The organism is Mesorhizobium sp. M0768 (assembly GCF_040320195.1).
Lineage (GTDB): Bacteria > Pseudomonadota > Alphaproteobacteria > Rhizobiales > Rhizobiaceae > Mesorhizobium.
Window position 1 is genome coordinate 30064 of record NZ_JAMYPD010000015.1, and the last position, 23349, is coordinate 53412.

Here is a 23349-nt window from a genome sequence, read left to right on the forward strand (position 1 = left end):
GTGATGCCGGACGACAACACCGGGAATATGACTGATCGGGCCATGGGGGCGCTTGTCGGCGGGGCACTGGGGGATGCGCTGGGCATGCCGACGCAGCTTTTGTCGCCGGCCCGGATTGCCGAACTCTACGCCCATGTAGAGGGCTTCATTGCTCCTTTCGCCGACCATCCGGTGTCGAAGGGGTTTCCCGCTGGAACGATCACCGACGACACCGAACAGGCGCTTCTGCTTGGCCGTATCCTGGTTGAATCCGGTAACCGCTTCGATCATGCGCGGTGGGTCAACGCGCTGCTCGACTGGGAGCGCGACGTCAAAGCGCGCGGCAGCTACGATCTGCTGGGACCATCGACCAAACGCGCCATCGACGCCATCAACAATGGCGTGCCGGCCGAGGAAGCGGGGCGCAGCGGCGACACAAATGGTGCGGCCATGCGCATTGCGCCGGTCGGCATCATGATGCCGCCAGAGCCGCTGGACGCGCTGGTCGCCAAAGTTGCCGAGACCTGCCGGGCCACGCACAACACCTCGGTTGCCATTGCGGCCGCAGCCGCCGTTGCGGCGGCCGTCAGCCGCGGCGTCGCAGGCGGCGACTGGCGCGCCGCTTCCGACAGCGCCATCGCCGCGGCGAGGTGCGGAGCAACGCTCGGCCATTGGGTGACCGGCGGTGACATTGCTGCGCGCATTGGGTGGGCGCAGGAGCTTGTGCGCGGCAAGGCGACGAAGGACGCGATCCGGCTGATCACCGATCTGGTCGGCACCGGCGTCGCCAGTCAGGAGTCCGTTCCGGCTGCATTCGCCGTGCTGGAAGTCGCCGGCGGTGATCCCTGGCAAGCGGCGGTCATCAGCGCCAATCTCGGTGGCGACACCGATACGATCGGCGCCATCGCGACCGGCATGGCCGGCGCCTGCACCGGCTTTTCCCGACTGCCTCAGAACCGCATTGCAGACCTCAAGGGCATCGACATTGCGGCGGTTGGCGCGCTCACCGCCGACCTTGTTGCGGCCCGTATATCCAAGCGCCGTGCCGACAGGACGGGTCCCGGCAAGGATGCGGCGGCATGAGTGGGCGTCTCGTCCATGTCGGCAGCGCGGTGGTCGACTATGTCTACCGCATCGACGCCTTGCCGGCGCCGGGTACGGAGAAGACGGCGTCGAGCTACACGCAAGTCGCCGGCGGCGGCTTCAACATGATGGTCGCGGCCAGCCGCACCGGCATGAAGGTGGTGTTCGGCGGCCAGCTCGGCAGCGGACCCAATGGCGACTTCCTGCGCACGGCCTTAGCCAGTGAGGGGATCGAGACATTGACGACGCCATCGCCCGTCATGGACAGCGGCAATTGCGTCGCCATGATCAGCAGCGATGCCGAGCGCACCTTCGTCTCGTGGCCTGGTGCGGAGAGCTTGCTCAGCCTTGACATGATGGCGCCCGTCTCGGTCGCGCCGGGGGATTGGGTGTTCACCTCCGGCTATACGCTTAGCTATCCGGGAAGCCGAGACGCGCTTGTCGACTGGATCGAGGCACTTCCGGCCGACACACCGCTTGTCCTCGACCCGACACCTGTCGTCGTCGACATTCCCCGCCCTATCCTGCCTCGGATACTCGCCCGCACCACCTGGTTGAGCTGCAACAGGATGGAAGCGGCCGCGATTGCCGGTCCGGGCGACGTCGAGACACTCGCGTCACGGCTTCTTAGCGACCACTCCCCGAAGGCCGTCGGCGTCGTTATTCGCGCCGGAGCGAAAGGCTGCCACATACGGCTGGCCGATGGCTCGGCGCAAACGAGTGCCGGCTTCGAGGTCGACGCCATCGACACCAATGGCGCCGGCGACACACATATCGGCGCTTTCGTCAGCGCGCTGGCGCGCGGCGCGCCGCCTTTTGAAGCAGCGCGCTACGCCAATGCGGCGGCGGCCATTTCCGTCACCCGCCACGGTGGTTCATCAGCGCCGACCGACCACGAGATCCAGACATTCCTAAGCCATGCCGGCGGTCCGCCGATCGGCCTCCATGGCCGGAAGCAAGTGGCCAAACGCCCGACAGCCTGACAAAGCCCGGGAAGCGGGCAAACACAGAGAGGAACGAACATGCGCATGCCCGACTTGACTGCCCTGCTGACGGCGACCGCCGTCTTCACCTCCGCACTCGCATTTGCCGCCAAGGCCGACGAGGTGCACGTACTCAACTGGAAGGGCTACGGCGCCGACGAGCCGTGGGCCATCGAAGCCTTCGAGAAGGCGACCGGCAACAAGGTCGTCAACGATTTTTTCAATTCCGAACAGGAGATGCTGACCAAGCTCAGGACCAATCCCGGCCTTTACGATGTCGTCATGATCAACGCCGCCTTCAACGACCAGGCGATGGCGGAAAAGCTGATTCAGCCGATCGACACGTCCAAGCTGCCGAACTTTCCCGACATCAGCAAGGACAAGGCCGGATCGCCGATGCTCGTCCATGACGGCAAGGTCTATGGCGTGCCGTGGGTCTGGGGGCTGACGGCGCTCGCCATCAATGAGAAATCTTTCGATAAGCCGCCGACGAGCATCGCCGAAATGTGGGATCCCGCTCACAAGGGCCGCGTCACCATCCGTGATGATGCCGTCGAGGCGGTTCAGTTCGGCGCCATTGCCACCGGCCAGAACATCAACGACATCAAGGATATCGAGGCGGTCAAGGCGAAGCTCACCTCGCTGATGCCGCAGATCAAGACGTTCTGGAGCTCGGAGAACGACTGGAACCAGATGGCTGCCTCTAACCAGATCGACATCGGCACCTATTGGAGCGGCTCGGCCGATCGCGCCAAGACCCATTTCAAGCTGCCGGTCTCGCTCGTGATCCCGCAGGAGGGCGCTGTCGCCTGGCTCGACGCCTTCTCCATTCCGGTCGGTTCCAAGAATGTCGCCGGCGCCGAGGCCTTCATCAACTACATGATCGACCCGAAGTTCTATGTCGAATGGGTCACCAAGGTCGGAGCCCCGGTATCCGCCAACACCAAGGCTGTAGAAGCACTTCCCGGGGATGCGTTCAACCGCAAGGTGATGGGTGACCCGGCAGTCGCCAAGCGCATTCAGTTCCAGGCGCCGATCACAGACGCCCAGCGCGAAACCTATCTGTCGCTCTGGCAGCAGCTCAAGGTCGACGTGAAGTAACAGCAGAAGCCGGGATCAGCCGACCATGCATGTCGGCTGATGCTTCCCCATCCTGGGAGGAGGATGTCATGGCAGCACAGGTTGCGGCCGCGTCGCGCAGCGGATTGAGATCGGCCTTGCTACTGCTGGCGCCTGCCTATCTCTGGCTGACGGTTGCGATCTTCCTGCCGCTCTCAGCCATGGTCTTCTTCTCCTTCATGACCGACCTGCCGCTGTCGGGAAAGCCGTGGGCGTTCACACTCGAAAACTATGCCGCCTTCTTTTCACAAAGCCTTTATCTGACATTGCTTTTGGCCTCGCTGCGCCTCGGCCTCGAGGTGACGCTGTGGTGCATCGTCATCGGTTATCCCGCCGCTTATGTGCTGGCCAAGGTGCTGAAAGGCCGCAGCCGAGAGGCGATTTTCCTGCTCGTCATCCTGCCGTTCTGGTCGAACGGGCTGGTGCGTATCTTCTCCTGGGCGATGGTGCTGCGTGAAGGCGGCATTCTCGACACTGCGCTCAACGCCGTCCTGCCGTTCAAGATCAACATCGACCTAATGTATTCCTATCCGGCCGTAATCATCGGGCTGGTGCACTCCTACGTGCCTTACATGGTGCTGACCTGCTATCTGACCCTGCAGGCCATCGATGACTCGCTAATCGAGGCCGGGCGCTCGCTCGGCGCCTCGCGGCTGCAGGTGCTGAATCGAGTCATCATTCCGCTGTCGATGCCGGGGCTGGTGGCGGGCGCAGCGCTCGTCTTCGTCCCGGTTGTTGGTTCGTTCATGGAACCGCGCATCCTCGGCGGCCGTACCGGCACCTTTTACGGCACTGTCATCGAGGACCAGTTCGTCGCCGTGTTCAACTGGCCGCTTGGTGCTGCGCTCTCCTTTATCCTGTTGGCCGTCGTGCTGGTCATCCTGGCGGTTGCCTCGCCGGTGCTGCGGAGGGCTACGTGATGGCGACGACACGTGTTCTCGAATGGCTCGGCCGCCTTTACATCTGGCTATTGCTCGCCTTCCTCTATGTGCCCATCATCATCATGGCGCTAATGTCTTTCAACGTTTCGCCCTTCTACCAGCTGCCGTTCGAATGGACGGCGGAATGGTATGCTTCGCTGAGGCAGAACGACCAGCTTATCTCAGCCACCTGGAACAGTGTCGAAATCGCAGTCATCACCACCATCATCTGCGTCGTGCTTGGCTCGGCAGCGTCACTTGCGCTCTACCGCTATGAGTTTCGCGGCAAGAAATTCCTGCAGGCGCTGCTGTTTCCGCCAATCGCCATTCCGTGGCTGATAACCGGCACGGCGATGTTGATCTTCTTCTTCGGCGTCGGCATTGGGCGCGGCCTGTTCGCCATCCTGCTTGGCCACGTCGCGCTTGCGCTTCCCTACGTCATTGTCGTCGTGTCGGCCCGACTGCAGACCTTCGCGCACGAGCTGGAAGAGGCGGCGCGCTCGCTCGGCGCCAATCAATGGCAGTTGACGAACCGCGTCACGCTGCCCTGGATCATGCCGGGCGTCATTGCCGGTGGGCTGTTCGCCTTCGCCGTGTCCTTCGACCAGTTCGTCGTATCCTACTTCTTGTCGACGCCCGGCCAGACGACGCTGCCGGTCCAAATCTACGCCGCGATCCGCAAGGGTTTCACGCCCGAGATCAATGCGGTCTCGACGATCATCATTGTCGTGTCGATGGCGCTGATGCTGCTGACAGCGCGCTTCTTCAAATTCGGCGGAGAGAAATAATGGCTGGCGTCCAAGTAGCGAACGTGTCGCGCGCTTTCGGTGCCCACAAGGCGCTGGACGATGTGTCTATCGATTTCGCCGACGGCGGCTTCTACGCCCTGCTCGGTCCCTCCGGCAGCGGCAAGACCACGCTGCTGCGCCAGATCGCCGGCTTCGACTTTCCCGACTCTGGCCGCATCTCCATAGGCGGCGAAAGTGTCGAGCGGGTGCCGGTGGAGAAGCGGCGCATCGGCATGGTGTTCCAGAACTACGCCCTGTTTCCCAATATGAGCGTTGCTGGCAATGTCGCCTTTGGCCTGTCGGTGCGCGGCGAGCCCAAGGCGGTGATTACCAGCGAGGTACAGCGCGCACTCGACCTTGTGCAACTCGGCAGGCTCGGCGGCCGCCGGCCGCATCAGCTGTCCGGCGGCCAGCGCCAACGGGTTGCGCTCGCTCGCGCGATCGTCATCCGGCCGCGCGTGTTGTTGCTCGACGAGCCGCTCGGAGCGTTGGACAAGGCGCTGCGGGTCGACATGCAGATCGAGCTCAAGCGCATCCAGCGCGAGATCGGCATCACCACCATCTTCGTCACCCACGACCAGGAAGAAGCGCTGACGATGAGCGACCGCATCGGCATTCTGCGCGATGGCAAGCTGGTGCAGGAAGGCTCGCCCGAGGAGATCTACGATCGGCCGAAGAGCGAGTTTGCCGCCACTTTCCTGGGCGACGCCAACATCCTTCGCGGCGACAGCACGGGCAACGGCATCCGACTGCCGGACGGCACAGCGATTGCCGCCGGCGCGGGTGCCAAGCTTGCCGCTGGGGCCAAGGCAAGCTGCGCCGTGCGGCCCGAACGCATCCGCATCTTCACCGATGCCGAGGCTCCGGATGCGGCCAACGCGAATCTGCTGCGAGGCCAGGTATCGAAGCGCATCTTCGCCGGAAATAGCAGCACCTACTTTGTCGAGCGTGCTGGCCAGACGCTCAAGGTGATTGTGCAGAACACCGGCGCTGGCAGGCTGGCGGAAGGTCAGGATGTCGTGCTGCATTGGTCGCCGGAAAGCACAGTCTTGATCGTCGCGGGGTAGCAGGCCAGAGATAGACCACTGACCGACTCAGATGGGGCTTTTGTGATGGTAAAAGATTGCGACCTCCTGGTTGAGGTCCGCGCCAGAAACGCCGATACGTCCCGCCTACGAGACCATGCCATTTTTTGGTGGTCTTGCGGCCCGGAGCAACCGATCCCGGCAATGATGATGGACAACGACATGGTTGGCATCGCCAAGGTCTTGCCGATTGACAGTTTCACTCAGAAGCGGTGCGCCGGGCTTGCGGCTAGTGCGCCGTTTGCTGCTGTTTTGAGATTTGGCCAGGCGCGTATTCATTGGCCTCGAAGACAAGCCTCCGTCAAGCCAGGCATCACGATCTTTGCCTCTAATCCTCCCAGATTCAATGTCGGTTTCGGGACCCGGCAAACCGATCCAAGGCACGGCTGCGAGCACGCGCCCTGGGGAGCCGGAGTAGACCTTTGAGCGGGGTGCGGATGGCAGTTTTGAACGTGCGATCCCATCGTCCCGAACGATGTGGAGTTACCAGCAAGTCGTTATTGTTCCTGGGCTCCTTCGCCACGTTCGCTCACGACTGGTCGCGTTTCCTTTCGCCGTTTCTGTGGGAAACCTGTGGGATGAGCACACCGCGTTCGTGTCTTGTGATTTGAGTTATACTCGGAACGGTTTGCGGCGACTTGGAGAAAACCGGCTTCTTCGTGATCTTCTCGGCGGCGTCTGCCAAGAAATCAGGATGATGATGGCCGTAAGTTTCGATCAGGACATCCACTGTAATGCCAAGAAAGCCCGCAGCCTGCCACAGATCGGTGCCGGCCTGCATCATCCAAGTCGCCGCGGTGTGGCGGAACACGTGCGGAGTAACGTCGGGCCCTAGGCCGGCGATTTCGCGCGCCGTCTTGAAGCTCTTGTCTATCGACTGCACCGGCTTTCCATTCCATTCCACGACAAAATCCTGCGATATCTTGCGACCGATGTTCGCACTTTTGCCGCGCGATTTGGTCTCGATGTGAAGATCAGTGCGCGCCCAGCGCCGGAGGTGCGCCAGCAGCCGCTCGGGCAACGGTACAGGGGGTTGGCGCTTCTTGGTCTTCCTTGCGCCGGTGGCACCGCGATAGAAGATACCGCGGTCTAGGTCCACATGACCGCGCCCTTTCGTTGGGCGTATGGCGGCACCGCAGATTGCGGCCGAGCGCGTTCCTGTATAAAGTGCGACGAGGATGAAGCGCGCGAGATGTCGCCCAGTGCGCCGGCCACTCTCTTGGCCCTTCCATGTCTGCTTCATTCGCCAAGCTGCCCAGATCAGTGCGGCCGCCTCACTGCGGGTCAACCAGCGTTCGCGGGCGGCGGCCCTGTCTGGCAGGGTGATGACCGGTGCGGCGGTTGTATAACCCTCCTTGCGGTAGTAGTTGATGGCGGCACGAAGATCCTCGAGTTGGCGGCGCGCCGCGGCTTCGGTGGGGCGCGACGCAACGTACTCGCGGCAGAGTTTGCCATTGATGGCGGCGAGAGTTTTTTCCCCGAAGTAATCAAGGACCTTATCCAGCCGAGCCGCCGTCTCTTCTGGTGTCGCGTGCTTCGGTGCAACCTCTTTAAGGTAGAGGTTGACCACATCGGCAATTAAGACGTCCTCGGCTCCCCGCGCTCGGTGGTATTTGCTTCCAATGTAGGCGGCAAGCGCCTTTTCAGCTTCAGTTCCTGGACGGCCTTTTTCGCCGCCGCCAGCGCTGATGAAGCTGGTTCCATCGCGGATAAACCATCCAGCTTTGTTTCGGCGCGTTCCATCTTTTTTCCAGCTTTCGTCACGCCATACCAGGCGTGGCCCTTTCGAAGTCCGCGGCATAGTTCCCTCATCCTCGCGATTGCCATCAAGCTGACGTATTCCTTTCCGGCGATTAGCTCCGTTTCAAGTCGACCGGCGTCACGTTCCTTGCGTAGGCCTGCTGCGCTCATCGAGCCGTCGGGAAAGGCAATTCGCGCAGCGATTTCGACGCGCAGTGGTGTGGTCTCGTCGAATTGGTCGGGGATTTTCATAAGAAGTCCTCAGCAGTTCTTAGGTCTGAGCTGTTCGCCGACCTCGTTGAGCACTCCGTCCTGTCTCGCCGTTCTGGACACGGTCCTGCCGGAGAACTCTTCTCCAAAAAACCGGCTGCGAAAACCGCCCGCCGGAGGTGCTGCGGCGAAGAGGCGCCTTCGACCTGTCAATCGGAGTGGTTGCGCAACAAGTCCATGGCTGGCCTCTGCTTCCAGTCCGGCCAGACACACTCCTAAAGGGATCCGACCATCGTTTCAGTATCGATACGGCCGGCAGGGCCTATTGCGTCGCAACGCCCGCGCGCGCCGCGTCGCGTTCAGGCGAGCAGGGCAGCGGAGTACCTCCTTCGCTTCTTGGCTGGCAGCGTCATTGCTGGCGACGATTAGCGGCAAGCCGCCCGTGATGACCAACCACGTCCAAATCGATTTCCCGTCGCAAAAAGCGCTCTGTTCGCTCTCGAACTCAGCCGCATGCCCTCGGTGTCGCACGCCACAGCGCCGAAGGCGTGATGAAGAACCCAGATACTTCCAATGGGGCGACCGGCCCGCTCGTCGTTCATCGCCGCGCTGTGGTCCTTAATCGCTACTGCTGCACGTTTGTATGCAGCCGCGTTTGTAAACAGGAACGCCGTCACTGAGTTGCTACCCCGCAACAACCTCGGTTGGCTGCCAAGCACAAGAGGACGAGGAGTGCCGGGATCTCCATGACGAGTTTGAAGGTCGAGAGAGAGGCTCTCGACTGCCCGTCTCGGAGTACATCCCGATGGCGACTACCCCTCAGAAAATTACCCTTCTGTCCTCGCGAGACATTGCCTTCGAGAACGTGGAGTTCTCCATGTCCCAGGTCCGCGTCAAGGCTGACATCTGGATCGAGGACCTACCTGACCTCGTAGCCGAAGTGACGACCCACTCGCACCTCCTCGTGCGCAAGACGACCAGTGGTTGCATCGAGCGCCTTGCCGTCGAGATTCGCGCAGGGTCGGCCAGTCCCACTGAGCCACAGGCGCCCGAACCCGCAATTCTGGGCAAGGTGCTGGAGCGCTATCAGCGCATCGACTCGCGGGAGGATGCATGATGCCCCGACGCGACGCGTCCGAACTGGCCCACCGCCTGGGCCGACAGGCCGAAGCGGTTTGTCGCCACTATCTTTCGAACGGACATCGCGAGGGACGCTACTGGCTTGTTGGCGATGTCCGAAACACGCCGGGTCGCTCTATGTTCGTGCGGCTCGTCGGCTCGCAGAGCGGAAAGGGCGCAGCCGGCAAATGGACTGACGCGGCGACCGGGGAGCATGGCGATCTTCTCGATATCATCCGCGAAAGCCGCGGTTTGAGCGACTTCAGGGACGTTGCCCATGAGGCAATAACGTTTCTCGGCCTACCGCATCCCGGATCAGAGCAGACATCAATGCGGTCGAAGTTGCTGGCCGCGCCGTCGGAAATGTCGGAGAAAGCGCGTCGGCTGTTTGCGATGTCGCAGCCGATTGCGGGTACGGTCGTAGAGGCGTATCTGCACAACCGCAGTATTGCCGCTTTGCACGGGACCGGAAGCCTGCGTTTTCACCCGCGCTGCTACTACCGGCCCGACGAACAAGCGCCGACTGAGACCTGGCCGGCGATGATCGCTTCCGTTACCGATCTCGACGGCCATTTGACTGGCGTACATCGCACATGGCTTGATCCTTCCGGCAGGGGCAAGGCACCGGTCAGTACGCCGAGGCGCGCGATGGGCGATCTTCTCGGTCACGCGGTTCGCTTTGGCCTACCGGGCGACGTCATGGCGGGCGGCGAAGGCATCGAGACCGTCTTGTCGCTTCGGTGCATCCTGCCCGATATGGCCATGGCAGCGGCACTCTCGGCCGCCCATCTTGCTGCCATGCTGTTCCCCCTCACACTGAGACGGCTCTACATCGTGCGCGACGCCGATCCAGCCGGTAACGGCGCGCGTGACACCTTGATCGAAAGAGCGAATGCTGCCGGGATCGAGCCGGTCGTGCTCTCGCCGGCACTTGGGGACCTCAACGAAGATCTCTGTACGCTAGGCTTGGATGCCGTTCGAGCAGCAGTCCGTGTTCAGCTCGCCCCGCAGGACATCGCCCGTTTCATGGCAGTGGCGGGATAACTCGGAACGAACAGCCTGTCCGCTGTCGCTATCATCACTTGGATGCTCCTGAAGTCGGAGAGAACCGCGCCTGCGGGCCTTCGAGAGGGCGATCGGCCAGCAAACGACTCGGCCCCGCAATGTCTCCGGCCGACTATTTTCCGGCGCGCTCCCCAAGGGAGCGCTTTCCATCGCGAAGCAAAATAGCCGGCCTCCACCCTCCTCCGCTGACACTCCGGCCCTTCGCTTCGCTGCGGGTGCAGGTCCGTCCCGTCCGCCGGCTTCCGTCGCCATGAAGGCCGCGACGGTCGCGGTCCAACCGGCGGAGCATCCAATGAGCGAGCATGACGACTACGAACCACAGCACTCGTCTTCACCCATCGACCACGTCCTCACCGAACTCCAGCTCTATGGCTACCGTCCCTTCGTGGATGAGCCTGATCCTCGACCGCTTCCAGAGGGCCACTGCGTCGCCGGCGCGATGGCCGACATCTTCGACGCCCTCATCGTGGCACTGCAAGACACTCGCCTCGAGCCCGATCTCGACGATCTTCTGTGGTCGACCGTCAACATCTTTCACCGCGCCGCAGATCGGATCGAGCGCGAACTCGATCACAACGAGCAGGCGCAACGCCGCAGCCAGCGTGAGCAGGACGGCAGCGAAGTGAAATCCGTCGAGCTGGAACGCCTGACGGCCGAAGGGCAGACGCTGATCGAACGCCAAAGCGCCTTCGAACTGATGCGTGATCAGGCCGCGGAGCACTACGAGCGCCACACCGGATCGAGTTGGCGACCGCGCAGCGGATCGATGGTCAACCATCGCAACATGACCTCTGCGCTGATCGACAGCCGCGATTTTCTCAGCGCCAAGAAACGCGCCTCGCAGGAAGTCCTTCTGCCACCTGGCCCGAAAATCGCCTTCACCGCTGGGCTCGACTTCAATGACCACCAGCTGATCTGGGCCAAGCTCGACCAGGTCCACGCCAGGCATCCCGACATGGTATTGATGCACGGGAAATCGCCGAAGGGTGGCGAAAAGATCGCCTCCTGTTGGGCAGACCATCGCAAGGTACCCCAAATCGGCTTTGCCCCTGAATGGACAAAGCATGCCAAAGCCGCCCCGTTCAAGCGCAATGATGCAATGCTGGAGGCGCTGCCGATAGGCGTCATCGTCTTTCCCGGGACCGGAATTCAGGACAATCTTGCAGACAAGGCAAAGAAGCTCGGCATCCCAGTCCTCGACTTCCGCCCCAAGGGAGGCGGCGCGTAAGCGCTGCCCGCCGCTACCCTTTTTTCGATTGTACGATACGGCCGCGATCGGGCAGCGGGTACTGTATTTGCAGCTCGCTGGAGTGCTTGGCCCGGGATGCCCGATCTCCGGCTTCCTGCGCCGCCCGTCTTTTTGCGATACTCAAGTCCGCGCCCTAGCAAAGGCGCGCGACGCCGTCACGCTTGCCGTCAACGTTCAGCTGCGTCGCAGCTGGCATCACAGCTGCGAATAACGACGCCCGTTCAACCGAACAGGGCCTGGATCTGGGCGAACTCACCGAACAACCGGCGTGGGCAGGATGCTTTTTTTGCCCGTCGCATTGTTAGCGTCGTCGCTGACACGGCATCGCGCGACGCACAGTTCGAATCCACCACGGGGTTCCGACCCGTTCTAAAGATAGCGCATATCCGGTGGTGCACGTCAGCCGTGACTTGAACCATCACGTGCGTGTCTTATGCGCGTTGCTGACAACAGCTTGCGACTTCGCGATGCCTGTACAGAGGAGCATCGACGCCGGTGACCATCGTAGCCAGGATTTCGCCAGCGACGGTATCGCCAGGTTCTCCGTTGATGTCTCTATCTGGTGGGCCGCTCCAAACGGCCTCTCTAATGGGCTGATCTGGCCGAAGGTCGGCTGCGCCTCGATCGCCTAAGCCGCAATGGCGCCAATCGACTTTCTTCCCCTGCCGGCTGCGCCGTCATTCCTCGCCAAACAACAAAGTCGCTTGGCTGCCATCCTCCGCTGGCGCTGCGGTCGCAAGCGATGCGGCGTCGATCGCCTGCGGCCCGCCGATCGCCATTGAGGCCGCAATGGTGCGGGCTCGAAACAGAGTTCAAGGAGAAAACTCATGGCGATAATCGGAAGCTTCAAGAGGACCGGCAACAACGAGTTCACCGGCGAAATCGTCACCCTCTCGCTCCAGGCCAAGAACGTCCGCATCGTCCCCGAGGCCAACCGCTCTGGCGACAACGCCCCCAGTCACCGTGTCTTCGTCGGGCGGGTCGAGATCGGCGCCGCTTGGTCCAAGCGCTCCAATGAGGGCCGCGACTTTCTCGGCCTGAAGGTGGACGATCCGAGCTTCACGGCTCCGATCTACGCCAACCTCTTCAACGATGAGCAAGGCGAAGACTACAGCCTTATCTGGTCCCGCCCCAACGGCCGCCGCAACGCGGAGTAAGGCCCCGACCAAGGCTCCGCCCGGACGAACAGGGCGGGGCCGTCCTCCTTTTCACGGCAAGATGAGCGCAGTCGCTGCCCAACGAGCTCCGTCGGACTTTGGGGCGACTACCTGTCGTGTTCGCGACTGGAGACTTCATTCCTGCATGTCGCCTCGCCGATCATCGAAAATTCGAGGTGTTTCCCGCGTCAACTCACGGTGCCGATTTTCTGATCAACTCGCATGGGTCCACATTCAGCGCAGTTGCGATCCTCCCAAGAACACTGATGCTGGCCGAGACCCGAGCGCGCTCGATCGATCCGACGTAACGCATGCTCAGTCCAGAGCGGGCGGCCAGTTCCTCCTGCGTCACGTTCTGGTCATGGCGCAGACGACGCATGTTGGCCGCCATGATCTCCTTGAGATTCATGGCGGATTAGGGACCAGAAAGGGAACTATCGTTCTAGGAATGATCGTTCCTATTCGCTATGATTGGTGCTCGATCTAAAGGACGGCTCCTTCGAGATCGCGATCGAAATATGAACGGTCAAATACCATGCTTAAACCGCTGCTCGATCCTGATGTCGCCGACATTGCGCCGGATGCCTCGGTCCTGACCGGCTATGACGAGGAGCGTCTGCTCACCTACATTCGCCTGCTTGACGCGGCGGCGGAAGATGCCGATTGGCGAGAGGTGGCCAGGATCGTCTTGCATATAGACCCGGAGCAGGAGCCGGAACGAGCGTTCCGGTCCTGGGAAACCCATCTTGCCCGCGCGCGATGGATAACGACCAGCGGCTACCGATATCTTCTCGCTGGCGGCGCTCCGCACTGACGCGGCCGGCGCTCCACTTTGCTGAGTCGGCATAATGGTTTGTCGACTCTCCAACTATTCAACTTCCTTATCCGCCGGGAATGTTGACGCCGACGCCTCACATCCGGGTACGCGGAGAGGACAGGAACAGTGCAAGGCGATTGGACCGATCCGGCGGCGTATGCACACATGTGCAGCTACCAGGCTACGGAGTTCGCTGCCGAGTATCTGATCCGGAATGACGAATTCGTGGCAGAGTGCAGCCAGCTTGCATCGCAACTCGCTGGTTCTGGAGAACCTGCCGGTCAGCCCGATCTCGCCGCCCGTTGGGGCGCGCGATTTCAAAACTGCCGGTGCCGGAGTTCCGAAAGCGGACAATATCATCTGGACGGAACAGGCCTCGCCGCGCGTGCTCCGGGTCATGCAGGTATCCGCATCCCATCAAACAGTTCGACCTTCCAGCCTTGCCGGAGCCAGCGTTTGGCCGCAGGACAAAGGCCTTCACATTACTTGGTCTACCTTAATTGGGAAAAGTCATCTCGTCGCTGATGACCGCGCCGGTGAATTCAACGCTATCCTTCTGCCGCTCGACGCTGCATTCGAGACGCGGCTCGATGCAGCGCGCCGGTTCTGGCGCGCACTGAACGGCCGGGCAGGAAGTTCATCTTACGGCGCGCTGCCGCAACAGACCAAGACCAGGCATATCCTCAATTTACGCGCACATGATGGTCACCGCACGGGTGCAACGTATCGTCAGCTCGCGGAGGTGCTGTTTTCGCAAGAGCCGATTGTGCCGCGAGATTGGCGTGATCATCATCTCCGCCACAAGGTCCGAGCTATCTTACGCCGTGCAGCTTTTTTAGTCGCCGGCGGCTATCGCGATCTTCTCTTCTACCCCCACAACCGCAGCGAAAAGTCCGGCCGCCGAAGTCCTTCTTCGGGGTAGCAAAGGGGTAGCAAAAACGCGCCCCCCAATCTTTGCCCTCCCTCGCCTTTCCTCATTTCGATCATGGTCCACTTCGCGCGTCCCGGCAGGCCAGGACGACAGCAGAACCGAATGGAGATCGAGCGATGTCGAAGGGTCCCGCGGACGCGCCCCAAAAGTATTTGCGCACGAAGGAGGCAGCACCCATCGTCGGGCTCTGCGCCCGCACACTCGAAAAGCACCGGACCTACGGCACCGGCCCAAAATACCGGAAGGTCGGCGGGCGCGTTCTCTACGACATCAACGACCTGCACGCCTGGATAGAGCTGGGCGCACGCACCTCCACCAGCGATGCCAATGCGACCTATGTTCCGCCGGCAAAACCCCATGCAGCCCGCGCGCCCGCCTATGTCGGCCGGCGCGACCGCAGCACCTGATCTGTGGCGCACCGAAAATGCAGTATCGCGAGACCGTTCAGCAGCAATTTGCGCTGTCTTATATCCCCTCAACCGGCTTCCCTCCACGCGGCACGCGGGACGTCGTGGCGCGGCAGCTCGTCTTATTGGTGAAATCCCGCCACCTGACACCGATCCACCCTCATGCGGGCGAAGAACCGACCTGCGTTGAGGCGGCAAGTGTGCACGGCATGGCAACGATTTGGAACGCTGCCATCCTGGTCTGGGCTGCGTCGCAAACCATCCACGCGCAAGCCAGGAGATTGCAACCGCGCCGCTTGGTAGCGGCGAAACAGCAGCAAATCCTGACCTTCATGTCGCCGCGTCAACGGCGGCACGTCCACAGCCGGATAGCCGCACGCGAGCAGCCGAGTCCATACGCCGGCAAGCGTCGTAAAGCTTTCCTGCTGCGCCCCGGGATCGAGTCATGAGCAGACGCACAAAGATCATCGCCACCATGGTTGGCGGCGCAGTGCTCGCCGCGGCGCCGGCATGGATTAGCCATCCGCCGCTGTCCATCTGGAACGCATCGGCGAGCATCCCCGTCGGGCTCTATCGCGTCCAGCCGGCCGACAAAATCGGTATTGCCAATATCGCCGTCATCATGCCGCCCGAGCCATTGGCGGCCTTCATGGCAAGACGCGGCTATCTGCCGAAAAAAGTGCCGCTCCTGAAGCGTGTTTTGGCACTCGGGGGCGCAACCGTCTGTCGCCAAGGCACAATGATCATCGTCAACGGCAAGACGTATGGACATGCGCGCGAGCGTGACAGTCGTGGTCGATCCCTGCCCATCTGGCAGGGCTGCCGCGACGTTGCCGAGGCCGACGTCTTCCTTATGAACCCGGGTGCAGCCGACAGTTTTGACAGCCGCTATTTCGGCCCGCTCCCGCTCTCATCGATAGTTGGCCGCGCGGTTCCCGTCTGGACCACGGAGCGCACCACTCCGGTACTGGAAATCACCAACGATCCCTCGCTAGCGAGCCGTGAGGGCTCGGCTCGACGCGCACCAACACTCAGAAAGGAGCACTGCAATGACCCAGATCGGAACCTTCACGCGCAATGATGACGGCTTCTTCGGCAATCTCTCCACGCTAACAATCGAGGCGAAGATTGCCATCCTGCCTGCCGAGAAATCCAAAACCGAAAACGCGCCCGACCATCTGATCTATTGCGAAGGGATGGCGGTCGGTGCGGCTTGGGACCGCGCCGGAGACAAGGCTGGGGATTACCTCTCCGTCTCAATAGACGACCCGCCCTTTACGCAGCCGATCCGCGCCAAGCTGTTCCGGTCCGATGCAGAGAACAGCGTCTGGAGCCTGCACTGGAAGCGATCTTCGAAGCGCGACGGGCGAGGCTGAACAGATGCTTCTGGAGCCCTTCGACGAATCTTTCTCGCCAACCCTTTTGATCCATTGCGCGCCGGTGAAAACCTTCGACCCGACCGCCCGCGAGGCAGCCAAGAGGGGGCCGGACACTTGCTTGTGGCTGCGGACACCGATTTCATCACAGTTTTGGCAAAGCCGGTTCGATTGGCGAGCCCCTGCCCTTAACGGAAGCGAACACCGTCGCAGGCTGGCAGCGCATCGGTTCTGCGGTCTGCGGGACGCAGCCCACAGAGGCATGACGACGTTTGCCGCATGTGTCATGCTCGGCTTCGTGGCGCCCGAAACTGGTGCAGCGGCTTCCTGTGCTGGTGAACGGCCGGCGCACTCCGAGTCGACGATCTTGTCGGCTGGCCCGTGGTCGCGGCATATCCGGGAAGCGTCAAAACGCTTCGCCATTCCAGAGCAGTTGCTGCGCGGCGTTATGCATGTCGAGAGCGTCGGCGATGTTCGTGCGCTTTCAAGCAAGGGCGCAATGGGCTTGATGCAGATCATGCCGGCGACGTGGCAGGAACTGCGCATCAAATACCGTCTTGGTGACGATCCCTATCAACCGCGTGACAACATTCTTGCAGGTGCAGCATATCTTCGCGAAATGCTCGACAGCTTCGGGCGCAGCGGCTTTCTTGCCGCTTACAATGCCGGTCCTGGTCGGTACACGGAACATCTCTTAACCGGCCGTCCGCTGCCACGCGAGACGGTCGACTACGTCAGGAAACTTGCGCCGCTGCTCGATGGTGCAGTTCTCACTCCGCGGCGCGCGCGGCAAGGTGCAACGATCTTTCCGCATCCCCATGACATTCGGAACGCCGCTGCATCGGATGGCAATGGTTATGCCGAGACGATCTTTGCGGCGATTTATTCGTCCGCAATGCGGTCGCCAATGGGCGATCCTGCTGCGGACCTGACCGCGATCGAGCCACAGCCGGGTGAACCCGATTTCCAATCGAACCACGCTGTTTCCGGCCTATTCGCTCAGCCCTCTTTAGCCATATCGCGATGATCGCCACGTTCGTCCTCAATTGCATTCCGGCCTGTTCCGTCGCGGAAATTGCGGCGGAAGGGTTGGCTGTGGATGAGAACAGAGAGATTGGCAGGATAAAGGGCCGCGAGGTGCGGCTCGGTTCGGCCGATTGTTTTCCTTACAATTTTCGTCTCATTTCGCAATGTGCTGGCACAATCAGCGATGTGCGCTATTCCCAATTTTTCAGTGTTTCAATGGAAACCGCACCTCGTGGCCGTCTAGCATGAAGCGTGACGATAGCTTTCGCGTCCGCCCTGGTCGCATCCGCTCCCGCGCCGGCCAGCGCGCACGACCCTTCATCTTCCAGGCTCTTGCGGCCACACAGCGCGCCGGCGGTCACCTTACACGCTCGGGTCGGATCACCTCCCCGCGAGCTTCAACGTTTGGCCGCGGCAGGTCAGCGAGCATCCGCGCCAGTCGCCTCATCTCTGACCGGTCACGCGGCGCCGTCGTCAAGACCCGTGTGGTACGGCAGTTCAGAGGGTCTGGGCCACTCGCCACCCATCTCAAATATCTTCGCCGCGAAGGTGTTACACGTGATGGTGAGAAGGCGAGGATGTTCGGTCCCGACACCAAAGATGCAGATCATGACGCCTTCTGCGACCGCTGCAAGGATGATCGGCATCACTTCCGTTTCATCGTTTCGCCAGACGATGCAATGGAGCTCGGCGACCTCAAGAACTTCGCTTGTGACCTGATGGCCGACATGGCGCGCGACCTCGGCACGAGGCTCGACTGGATAGCCGTCGATCACTGGAACACCGAACATCCGCACGTTCACATCCTCGTTCGCGGCGTTGCCGACGATGGCGAGAGCCTTGTCATCTCGCGGGACTACATCCGCCAGGGCATGCGCGATCGGGCGAGCGACATTCTCACCCAGACGCTTGGGCTCCGCATGGACCTCGACATCCGCCGGGCCATCGAGCGCCAGGTCGACACTGAGCGCTGGACGCAGCTCGATCGCCAGCTTGTTCGTGACGCCGACCGTCATGGTATCATTGATCTCGCGCCACGTCCTGATCGCCGGCCCGACGAGTTCCTGGGGCTCAAAGTCGGCCGGCTGCGGCAACTGGAAAGCCTGGGCCTCGCGAACGAGATCCGTCCCGGCCAGTGGATAGTGGTCGAACAGGCCGAGCCCACTTTGCGCGCCCTCGGTGAACGCGGCGACATCATCAAGCGCATGCACCGCAGCCTCACTGTGCATGGGCTAGAAAAAGGGACGGCCGACTATGTGCTAGCCGCCGAAAGGATTGATGCGCCCGTGATCGGCCGACTGCTCGAACGCGGCCTTTATGACGAACGGCGCGGCGCGGCCTATGCCATCGTCGATGGCATTGATGGACGCACGCACCACATTCGCTTCCATGACCCTGATGCGGCCGGAGACTCCGACCCGGGCTCGGTCGTGGAGTTGTGCCGCGATGCGAGTGCAAATGGCGGTGGCCGGGTCACGCTCGCGGTCCGCTCCGACCTGTCAATCGAACAGCAGGTCCATGCTTCCGGCGCGACTTGGCTCGATCGCCAACTCGTTGCACGCGAGCCTGCCGAATTCGGTGACGGCGGCTTTGGTAGGGACGTAAGACAGGCACTGCAAGATCGGGTCGACCACCTTGTCAGCCGCGATCTGGCCAAGCGCGAGGGACAGCGCGTCATTCTTGTGCGCAATCTGATCGATACTTTACACGATCATGAGGTGGAATCGCTCGGTGCCCGCCTCGCCGCCCAGACGGGCCTCTCGTTCACGAAGGCTGCCAACGGCGATCATGTGGCTGGGATTTACCGGCGGCGTTTCTCGCTGGCTTCAGGCCGGCTCGCGATGATCGACAATGGACTCGAATTCAAGCTCGTGCCCTGGTCGCCGTCGCTCGAAAAGCGATTGGGTAATCAAGTCATCGGGGTCGTGTGCTCGGATATGGGGGGCGTGGATTGGAACCTGGGAAAGAAGCGCGGCATCGGGCTATGAAGGTTCCAGGCGTATGCTCTATCCTGATGCTGGGAAGCCAGCACGGTCGCACATTCTATTTGTACCTGCACAGTGAAGCGCCGATTACCTCGCAAAAAACAGGGACTTTGCGCATCCTCGATTCAGTCTGGCGCCGGCAATCGCGGCACTGGCGCTGTTTGCCTTCGTCTATCACTGGAATAGCTATCTCTGGCCGCTGACCGTTCTACAGGGCAATGCACACGAATATCCAATCGTCATCGGCCTTAGTCGCCTGCTCAGCTACAACAGAGGCGCTCTCAACACGGGACTGGTGATGGCTGGCGCCACGCTTGCCGTGCTCCCGCCACTGGTGCTCTTCGTCTTGCTGCAGCGCTTCTTTGTGGATTCGATCGTCGGCTCGGCGGTCAGGGGATAATGAACCAGCGCGGCGCTCTGTGCTAAGGTGTACACCGATCAACACAGGACACCGCTATGGCCGCTAGCACCACTATGACAATTCGCGTCAGTCCCGATGTAAAGGAAAAGCTCGACCGGATCGCAAACCGACACCCGGCGTAGCAAGTCATTCCTCGCAGGTGAAGCCGTCGCAGCGTAAGTCGATCGCGAGCTTGAAATCATTGAAGGTATCAAGCGCGGCCTTGCTGATGTCGAAGCTGGGCGCATCGTGTCTCATGATAAGGCTATGGCAGAAATTTATGCCGCGATTGATGCCGGCACGGGCCGCAAGGTGTGACGCGAGCCGTTCAGTGGTCTCGCGGTGAGCTGGACGACATCAAGGAACAGATCGCCTATATCTCGCAGGATAATCCGCGCGCTGCGCGCCTGGCAGCAGACCGGATTCTGGACGCAGGGGCCGCGCTTGGGGAAATGGCAACCGGGCGACCCGGCCGTGTATCCGGCACCTATGAAAAGCCTTTGAGTCGCCTGCCCTACATCATCGCTTATGCCGTGACCGCCAAGGGCGCCCGACAAAGCATTTCAATTTTGCGGGTGATCCACGCAGCGCGCGATTGGCAGGACGAGGAATGGCCGAACTGAACGAAATCTCGCGACGAAGGGCTTTCATCGCGAGCGGATTTGCTGCCAACAATTTTGACAGCAAGCTGCCGGGTATTGCTCCGGAGTTTAACCGGAGACCTGGGTGGGAGCATATACGTCGAGCACGTTCTGAGTTTCGTCCGTTCGCAATGAGTTATGGCCGCCAACGATCTGGCAAAAACCACGATTCAGTCCGCGGTCAGCACTACCTTGACACTCTGTGAACGGTCGGCGGCAAGTCGGAAGGCATCGGGGGCGCAAGAAAGCGTGCGCTCCGCTGTCATCAGCTTCAGGACGTCCACCTCCCCCGACACGATGAGATCGACCGCCCGGCCGAACTCCGTGCCGAAGCGGAATGTGCCTTTGAGGTCGATCTCCTTGGCCATCACTGCATTGGCAGGCAGCGGGATCTGGCCACCGGGAAGATTGCCGACCTGGACCACCGTGCCGCCGCGCCGGACACTGGCGATCGCCGCGGCAAGGCCGGCGGCAGTGCCTGAAATCTCGAACGCCACATCAAGCGAATCGCCGGCAGCAAGCGCCTGGAGTTCGGCGTCGCCGCCGGAAAGGCCGATCGTCCTGTCGGCACCCAAACTGCGGGCGAAGGCGAGCGGCGCGGCGGCGATGTCGGCGACGGTCAGTTCAGCGCAGCCGGCAAGCCTGGCCGCGAGCATGGTCAAGAGACCGATGGGGCCGGCACCGAACAGGACGACGTTGCGGCCCCTGACGTCGCCCGCCCGCGCGACGGCGTGCAGACTGACCGCCAGCGGCTCGGCAAGTGCGGCCGCCTGGTAGGCCACGTCAGATGGAACCTTGAAACATTGCGCGGGCGTGGCGTCGAACAGACTGGCGAAGCCGCCCTGCATATGCGGCGTCTTCGATGCCGAACCCATGAAATAGATGTTTTCGCAGAGATTGGCGCGGCCTTCCAGGCATCGCGCGCAACGCCCGCACCAGCGCGACGGATTGACCGCGACATGGTCGCCGATGCCGAGGCCGGGCGCGGCGCCGTTGATCTCGACGATTTCGCCTGAGATTTCGTGGCCGAGGACAAGCGGCGAAGTGACGACGAAGTCGCCGGTACGGGCATGGCGGAAATAATGCAGGTCGGAGCCGCAGATGCCCCCTGCCCCAAAGCGCACCCGCACCATGCCTGGTGCCAGCGGTTCAAGCGGACGCTCCACGACGCGCAGGTCCTGCGGGCCGAACAGCGTCGCGGCAATCACCTGGCCACTCACCGGATCAAGCCCATCTCGGTCGGCAGCCAAAGCGTGATGGCGGGTATGAAGGTGATCAGAAGCAGCGCCACGATAAGCGGCACCAGCCACGGCAGGATCGCCATGGTGGTGCGCTCAACCGAGAGCTTGGCGACGCGCGACAGCACGAACAGCACCATGCCGAGCGGCGGGTGCAAAAGCCCGATCATCAGGTTGAGAGTCATGATCAGCCCGAAATGCACCGGGTTGATGCCGTAGACGGCGGCGACCGGCAGCAGGATCGGCACCAGAATCGTGATCGCGGCGATCGTATCGAGGAAGCAGCCGACCACCAGCATCAGGATGTTGACCAGGATCAGGAAGACCCACTTGTTTTCGGTGAGCGCGAAAATGAAGTTCGAGAACAGCTGTGCTGCCTGGCTGACGGTGAGCAGCCAGGCGAAGATCGATGCGGCGGTGACGATGAAAAGCACCGAGGCGGTCGTCTCGATCGTGTCAAAGCTGGCCTTGGCAAGCAAACGCAGCGTCATCGTGCGGTAGCGCACCAGCCCGAGGAAAAGCGACCAGATCACAGCCGCCATCGCCGCTTCGGTCGGCGTAAACCAGCCCATCGTCATGCCACCGATCAGGATGACCGGCGTCATCAGCGCCATGACCGCGGAGAAATCGAAATACCAGTCCGCGGCGATCAGTAGCAGCAGCGCGATGCCGACCGCGATGTTGATCGACAGGCCAAGCTGCACAAGCACGTAACAGCCAATCGGAAAGGCAGCCACCACCAGCACCTCGCCCGCCGCTTCGGCCAGCCGCCGAAGCTCGAAAGGCGTGTCGGAACCCCAGCCGCGATTGTAGGCAAAGATGGCAACCGTAATCATCATCAGCACGGTCATGACCACGCCGGGCAGGATGCCGGCCATGAACAGCGCACCGATCGAAACATTGGCCATCATGCCGTAGATGACGAAGGGGAGCGAAGGCGGGAAGATCGGTCCGAGCGTGGCTGAAGCGGCGGTAACCCCGACCGCGGCGTCGATCGGATAGCCGTGGTCCTTCATCGCCTTGATCTCGATTGTGCCGATGCCGGCGGCGTCGGCGAGCGCGGTGCCCGACATGCCGGAAAAGATCACCGATCCGATGATGTTGACCTGCGCCAGGCCGCCTTTCATCCAGCCGACCAGGGCAAGGGCGAAGGAATAGATGCGCCCGGTCACGCCGGCGATGTTCATGAGGTTGCCGGCCAGGATGAAGAACGGAACGGCGAGCAGCGGAAAGCTCTCCACCCCGGCGATCATGCGCTGGGCCGCGATGATATCGGGCGCGACGCCGTAGATGACGAGGTAAAGGATCGACGCGGCCGCCATCGAAACGGCGACCGGCACGCCGATGAGCATCAGGACAAGAAAGCCCCCGACCAGAAGCAGCATCGCTCAGACCCCCGCCGTCTCGAACGCGCCAGGACGCTCGAGCACCGAATAGCCGCGCCTGTAATTGCCGATGAAGACCTGGATCGAGCGCAGTAGCATCAGCACGAACCCGGCCAGTACGGCGTAGAAAAACCAGCGCCGCGGCAGGTTGACGGTGACCATGCGCTCATGCGCCACGATCGTGACGTAGCGCCACATCAGCCAGGATCCGTAGGCGAAGAATGCGATGCGGATAACATCGACGGCGAGCGCCAGCCAGCGGCCGACGCGCTCCGGCAGATAGTGGTAAAGCACGTCGACATGGATATGGCGCGAAAGGCGCACGCACATGGCGGCGCCCAGAAAAACGACGACGACGAGCGCGTTGATGGCGATCTCCTCGGTCCACGCAAGGCTGTTGTTCAGCGCATAGCGGGTGAAGAACTGCAGGAAGACACACACGACCATGCCCCAGAATACGGCAAGCGTGATCCAGTCCTCGATGCCGTGGTCCGACAGGTCGACGTGTACCGGCACCTCCTCGAAGGCGTGCGCGATCTCTTCGACGGTGATCTCGATGTGGTGTTCCTCGGCCATCGGCGCGGGCTCCCGAAGCTGGTGGGTCGTCAAGGATTGAAAAGGCCGTCCGGCGCAATCCGGAGCCGGA

The 23349-nt window shown here is 61.9% G+C and carries 27 protein-coding genes and 1 pseudogene; 22 read left to right on the forward strand and 6 right to left on the reverse strand.

The window, feature by feature from the left end; translation table 11 throughout:
• Window positions 1–3: 3 nt before the first annotated feature.
• The 6 genes from NKI08_RS19425 to NKI08_RS19450 all read left to right on the forward strand — a co-directional run bounded on the left by NKI08_RS19425 (window position 4) and on the right by NKI08_RS19450 (window position 5939).
• Window positions 4–1062, forward strand: a complete 1059-nt coding sequence (locus NKI08_RS19425; RefSeq protein ID WP_352771541.1) for an ADP-ribosylglycohydrolase family protein — start codon at window positions 4–6, stop codon at window positions 1060–1062.
• Window positions 1059–2045 carry a PfkB family carbohydrate kinase gene (locus NKI08_RS19430; protein WP_352768533.1) on the forward strand — a complete coding sequence of 329 codons (987 nt, stop codon included), beginning with the start codon at window positions 1059–1061 and terminating at the stop codon, window positions 2043–2045. Before NKI08_RS19425 ends, NKI08_RS19430 begins: the two co-directional genes overlap by 4 nt.
• A 39-nt stretch (window positions 2046–2084) precedes the next feature.
• Window positions 2085–3146 carry an ABC transporter substrate-binding protein gene (locus tag NKI08_RS19435; RefSeq protein ID WP_352635147.1) on the forward strand — a complete coding sequence of 354 codons (1062 nt, stop codon included), beginning with the start codon at window positions 2085–2087 and terminating at the stop codon, window positions 3144–3146.
• A 68-nt stretch (window positions 3147–3214) separates the two neighbouring features.
• Window positions 3215–4084 (forward strand): ABC transporter permease, encoded by an 870-nt coding sequence (locus NKI08_RS19440; RefSeq protein WP_352771544.1) that lies wholly within the window; start codon window positions 3215–3217, stop codon window positions 4082–4084.
• A complete protein-coding gene (locus tag NKI08_RS19445; protein WP_352771546.1) occupies window positions 4084–4872 on the forward strand; it encodes an ABC transporter permease in 789 nt (262 codons plus the stop codon). The genes NKI08_RS19440 and NKI08_RS19445 overlap by 1 nt, the downstream gene beginning before the upstream one ends.
• Window positions 4872–5939: an ABC transporter ATP-binding protein gene (locus NKI08_RS19450; protein ID WP_352771548.1), complete on the forward strand. Its 1068-nt coding sequence runs from the start codon at window positions 4872–4874 to the stop codon at window positions 5937–5939. The genes NKI08_RS19445 and NKI08_RS19450 overlap by 1 nt, the downstream gene beginning before the upstream one ends.
• Before the next feature lie 547 nt (window positions 5940–6486).
• Here NKI08_RS19450 and NKI08_RS19455 read toward each other — a convergent pair.
• Together NKI08_RS19455 and NKI08_RS19460 are read right to left on the reverse strand one after the other, a co-directional pair.
• Window positions 6487–7527, reverse strand: a complete 1041-nt coding sequence (locus tag NKI08_RS19455; protein ID WP_352771550.1) for a tyrosine-type recombinase/integrase — start codon at window positions 7525–7527, stop codon at window positions 6487–6489.
• Window positions 7528–7535: 8 nt separating this feature from the next.
• Complete coding sequence (locus NKI08_RS19460) at window positions 7536–7949, reverse strand: excisionase (protein ID WP_352771552.1); 414 nt, start codon at window positions 7947–7949, stop codon at window positions 7536–7538.
• A 763-nt stretch (window positions 7950–8712) separates the two neighbouring features.
• On the opposite strand from NKI08_RS19460, the gene NKI08_RS19465 reads away from it, so the two are divergent.
• The 4 genes from NKI08_RS19465 to NKI08_RS19480 all read left to right on the forward strand — a co-directional run bounded on the left by NKI08_RS19465 (window position 8713) and on the right by NKI08_RS19480 (window position 12497).
• Window positions 8713–9024: a hypothetical protein gene (locus NKI08_RS19465; protein ID WP_352771554.1), complete on the forward strand. Its 312-nt coding sequence runs from the start codon at window positions 8713–8715 to the stop codon at window positions 9022–9024.
• Window positions 9024–10070 (forward strand): DUF7146 domain-containing protein, encoded by a 1047-nt coding sequence (locus NKI08_RS19470; protein ID WP_352771666.1) that lies wholly within the window; start codon window positions 9024–9026, stop codon window positions 10068–10070. The genes NKI08_RS19465 and NKI08_RS19470 overlap by 1 nt, the downstream gene beginning before the upstream one ends.
• 313 nt (window positions 10071–10383) lie before the next feature.
• Window positions 10384–11319 carry an SLOG family protein gene (locus NKI08_RS19475; protein ID WP_352771556.1) on the forward strand — a complete coding sequence of 312 codons (936 nt, stop codon included), beginning with the start codon at window positions 10384–10386 and terminating at the stop codon, window positions 11317–11319.
• 848 nt (window positions 11320–12167) lie between these two features.
• The gene (locus NKI08_RS19480; RefSeq protein ID WP_352502581.1) at window positions 12168–12497 is read left to right on the forward strand and encodes a DUF736 domain-containing protein; all 330 of its coding nucleotides are present in this window, start codon (window positions 12168–12170) and stop codon (window positions 12495–12497) included.
• A gap of 193 nt (window positions 12498–12690) precedes the next feature.
• Here NKI08_RS19480 and NKI08_RS19485 read toward each other — a convergent pair whose 3' ends face one another.
• A complete protein-coding gene (locus tag NKI08_RS19485) occupies window positions 12691–12906 on the reverse strand; it encodes a helix-turn-helix domain-containing protein (RefSeq protein WP_023674290.1) in 216 nt (71 codons plus the stop codon).
• A gap of 126 nt (window positions 12907–13032) precedes the next feature.
• On the opposite strand from NKI08_RS19485, the gene NKI08_RS19490 reads away from it, so the two are divergent.
• From NKI08_RS19490 to NKI08_RS19545, 12 genes and pseudogenes are all read left to right on the forward strand, one after another.
• Entirely contained in the window at window positions 13033–13311 is a 279-nt protein-coding gene (locus tag NKI08_RS19490) for a DNA -binding domain-containing protein (RefSeq protein WP_352470545.1), read from the forward strand.
• A gap of 168 nt (window positions 13312–13479) precedes the next feature.
• Window positions 13480–13839, forward strand: coding sequence for a transcriptional regulator domain-containing protein (locus NKI08_RS19495; protein WP_352771668.1), 360 nt, complete (start codon window positions 13480–13482; stop codon window positions 13837–13839).
• A 31-nt stretch (window positions 13840–13870) separates the two neighbouring features.
• Window positions 13871–14236, forward strand: a complete 366-nt coding sequence (locus NKI08_RS19500) for a DUF2285 domain-containing protein (protein ID WP_352768916.1) — start codon at window positions 13871–13873, stop codon at window positions 14234–14236.
• A 125-nt stretch (window positions 14237–14361) separates the two neighbouring features.
• A complete protein-coding gene (locus tag NKI08_RS19505; protein ID WP_352771559.1) occupies window positions 14362–14652 on the forward strand; it encodes a helix-turn-helix transcriptional regulator in 291 nt (96 codons plus the stop codon).
• A gap of 17 nt (window positions 14653–14669) precedes the next feature.
• Window positions 14670–15101, forward strand: coding sequence for a replication initiator protein A (locus NKI08_RS19510; protein WP_352768553.1), 432 nt, complete (start codon window positions 14670–14672; stop codon window positions 15099–15101).
• Entirely contained in the window at window positions 15098–15733 is a 636-nt protein-coding gene (locus NKI08_RS19515) for a S26 family signal peptidase (protein WP_352771561.1), read from the forward strand. The genes NKI08_RS19510 and NKI08_RS19515 overlap by 4 nt, the downstream gene beginning before the upstream one ends.
• Window positions 15702–16028 carry a DUF736 domain-containing protein gene (locus NKI08_RS19520; protein ID WP_352771563.1) on the forward strand — a complete coding sequence of 109 codons (327 nt, stop codon included), beginning with the start codon at window positions 15702–15704 and terminating at the stop codon, window positions 16026–16028. Before NKI08_RS19515 ends, NKI08_RS19520 begins: the two co-directional genes overlap by 32 nt.
• Before the next feature lie 286 nt (window positions 16029–16314).
• A complete protein-coding gene (locus NKI08_RS34690) occupies window positions 16315–17055 on the forward strand; it encodes a lytic transglycosylase domain-containing protein (protein ID WP_502899649.1) in 741 nt (246 codons plus the stop codon).
• Window positions 17052–17303: a hypothetical protein gene (locus tag NKI08_RS19530; protein ID WP_352768560.1), complete on the forward strand. Its 252-nt coding sequence runs from the start codon at window positions 17052–17054 to the stop codon at window positions 17301–17303. The genes NKI08_RS34690 and NKI08_RS19530 overlap by 4 nt, the downstream gene beginning before the upstream one ends.
• Window positions 17300–19042 carry a relaxase/mobilization nuclease domain-containing protein gene (locus NKI08_RS19535; protein WP_352771565.1) on the forward strand — a complete coding sequence of 581 codons (1743 nt, stop codon included), beginning with the start codon at window positions 17300–17302 and terminating at the stop codon, window positions 19040–19042. Before NKI08_RS19530 ends, NKI08_RS19535 begins: the two co-directional genes overlap by 4 nt.
• A 453-nt stretch (window positions 19043–19495) precedes the next feature.
• Window positions 19496–19757 (forward strand): annotated as a pseudogene (locus tag NKI08_RS19540) (CopG family ribbon-helix-helix protein).
• Entirely contained in the window at window positions 19754–20062 is a 309-nt protein-coding gene (locus NKI08_RS19545) for a type II toxin-antitoxin system RelE/ParE family toxin (protein WP_352771567.1), read from the forward strand. The pseudogene NKI08_RS19540 and the gene NKI08_RS19545 overlap by 4 nt, the downstream one beginning before the upstream one ends.
• A gap of 188 nt (window positions 20063–20250) precedes the next feature.
• Here the strand turns inward: NKI08_RS19545 and NKI08_RS19550 are convergent, their stop codons facing one another.
• The 3 genes from NKI08_RS19550 to NKI08_RS19560 are packed head-to-tail and all read right to left on the reverse strand — an operon-like array spanning window position 20251 to window position 23279.
• Window positions 20251–21300: an L-idonate 5-dehydrogenase gene (locus NKI08_RS19550; protein WP_352768566.1), complete on the reverse strand. Its 1050-nt coding sequence runs from the start codon at window positions 21298–21300 to the stop codon at window positions 20251–20253.
• On the reverse strand, window positions 21297–22703 hold the full coding sequence (locus NKI08_RS19555; RefSeq protein WP_023674276.1) for a TRAP transporter large permease: 1407 nt from the start codon (window positions 22701–22703) through the stop codon (window positions 21297–21299). Before NKI08_RS19555 ends, NKI08_RS19550 begins: the two co-directional genes overlap by 4 nt.
• A gap of 3 nt (window positions 22704–22706) precedes the next feature.
• A complete protein-coding gene (locus tag NKI08_RS19560) occupies window positions 22707–23279 on the reverse strand; it encodes a TRAP transporter small permease (RefSeq protein ID WP_352768569.1) in 573 nt (190 codons plus the stop codon).
• Window positions 23280–23349 lie beyond the last annotated feature (70 nt).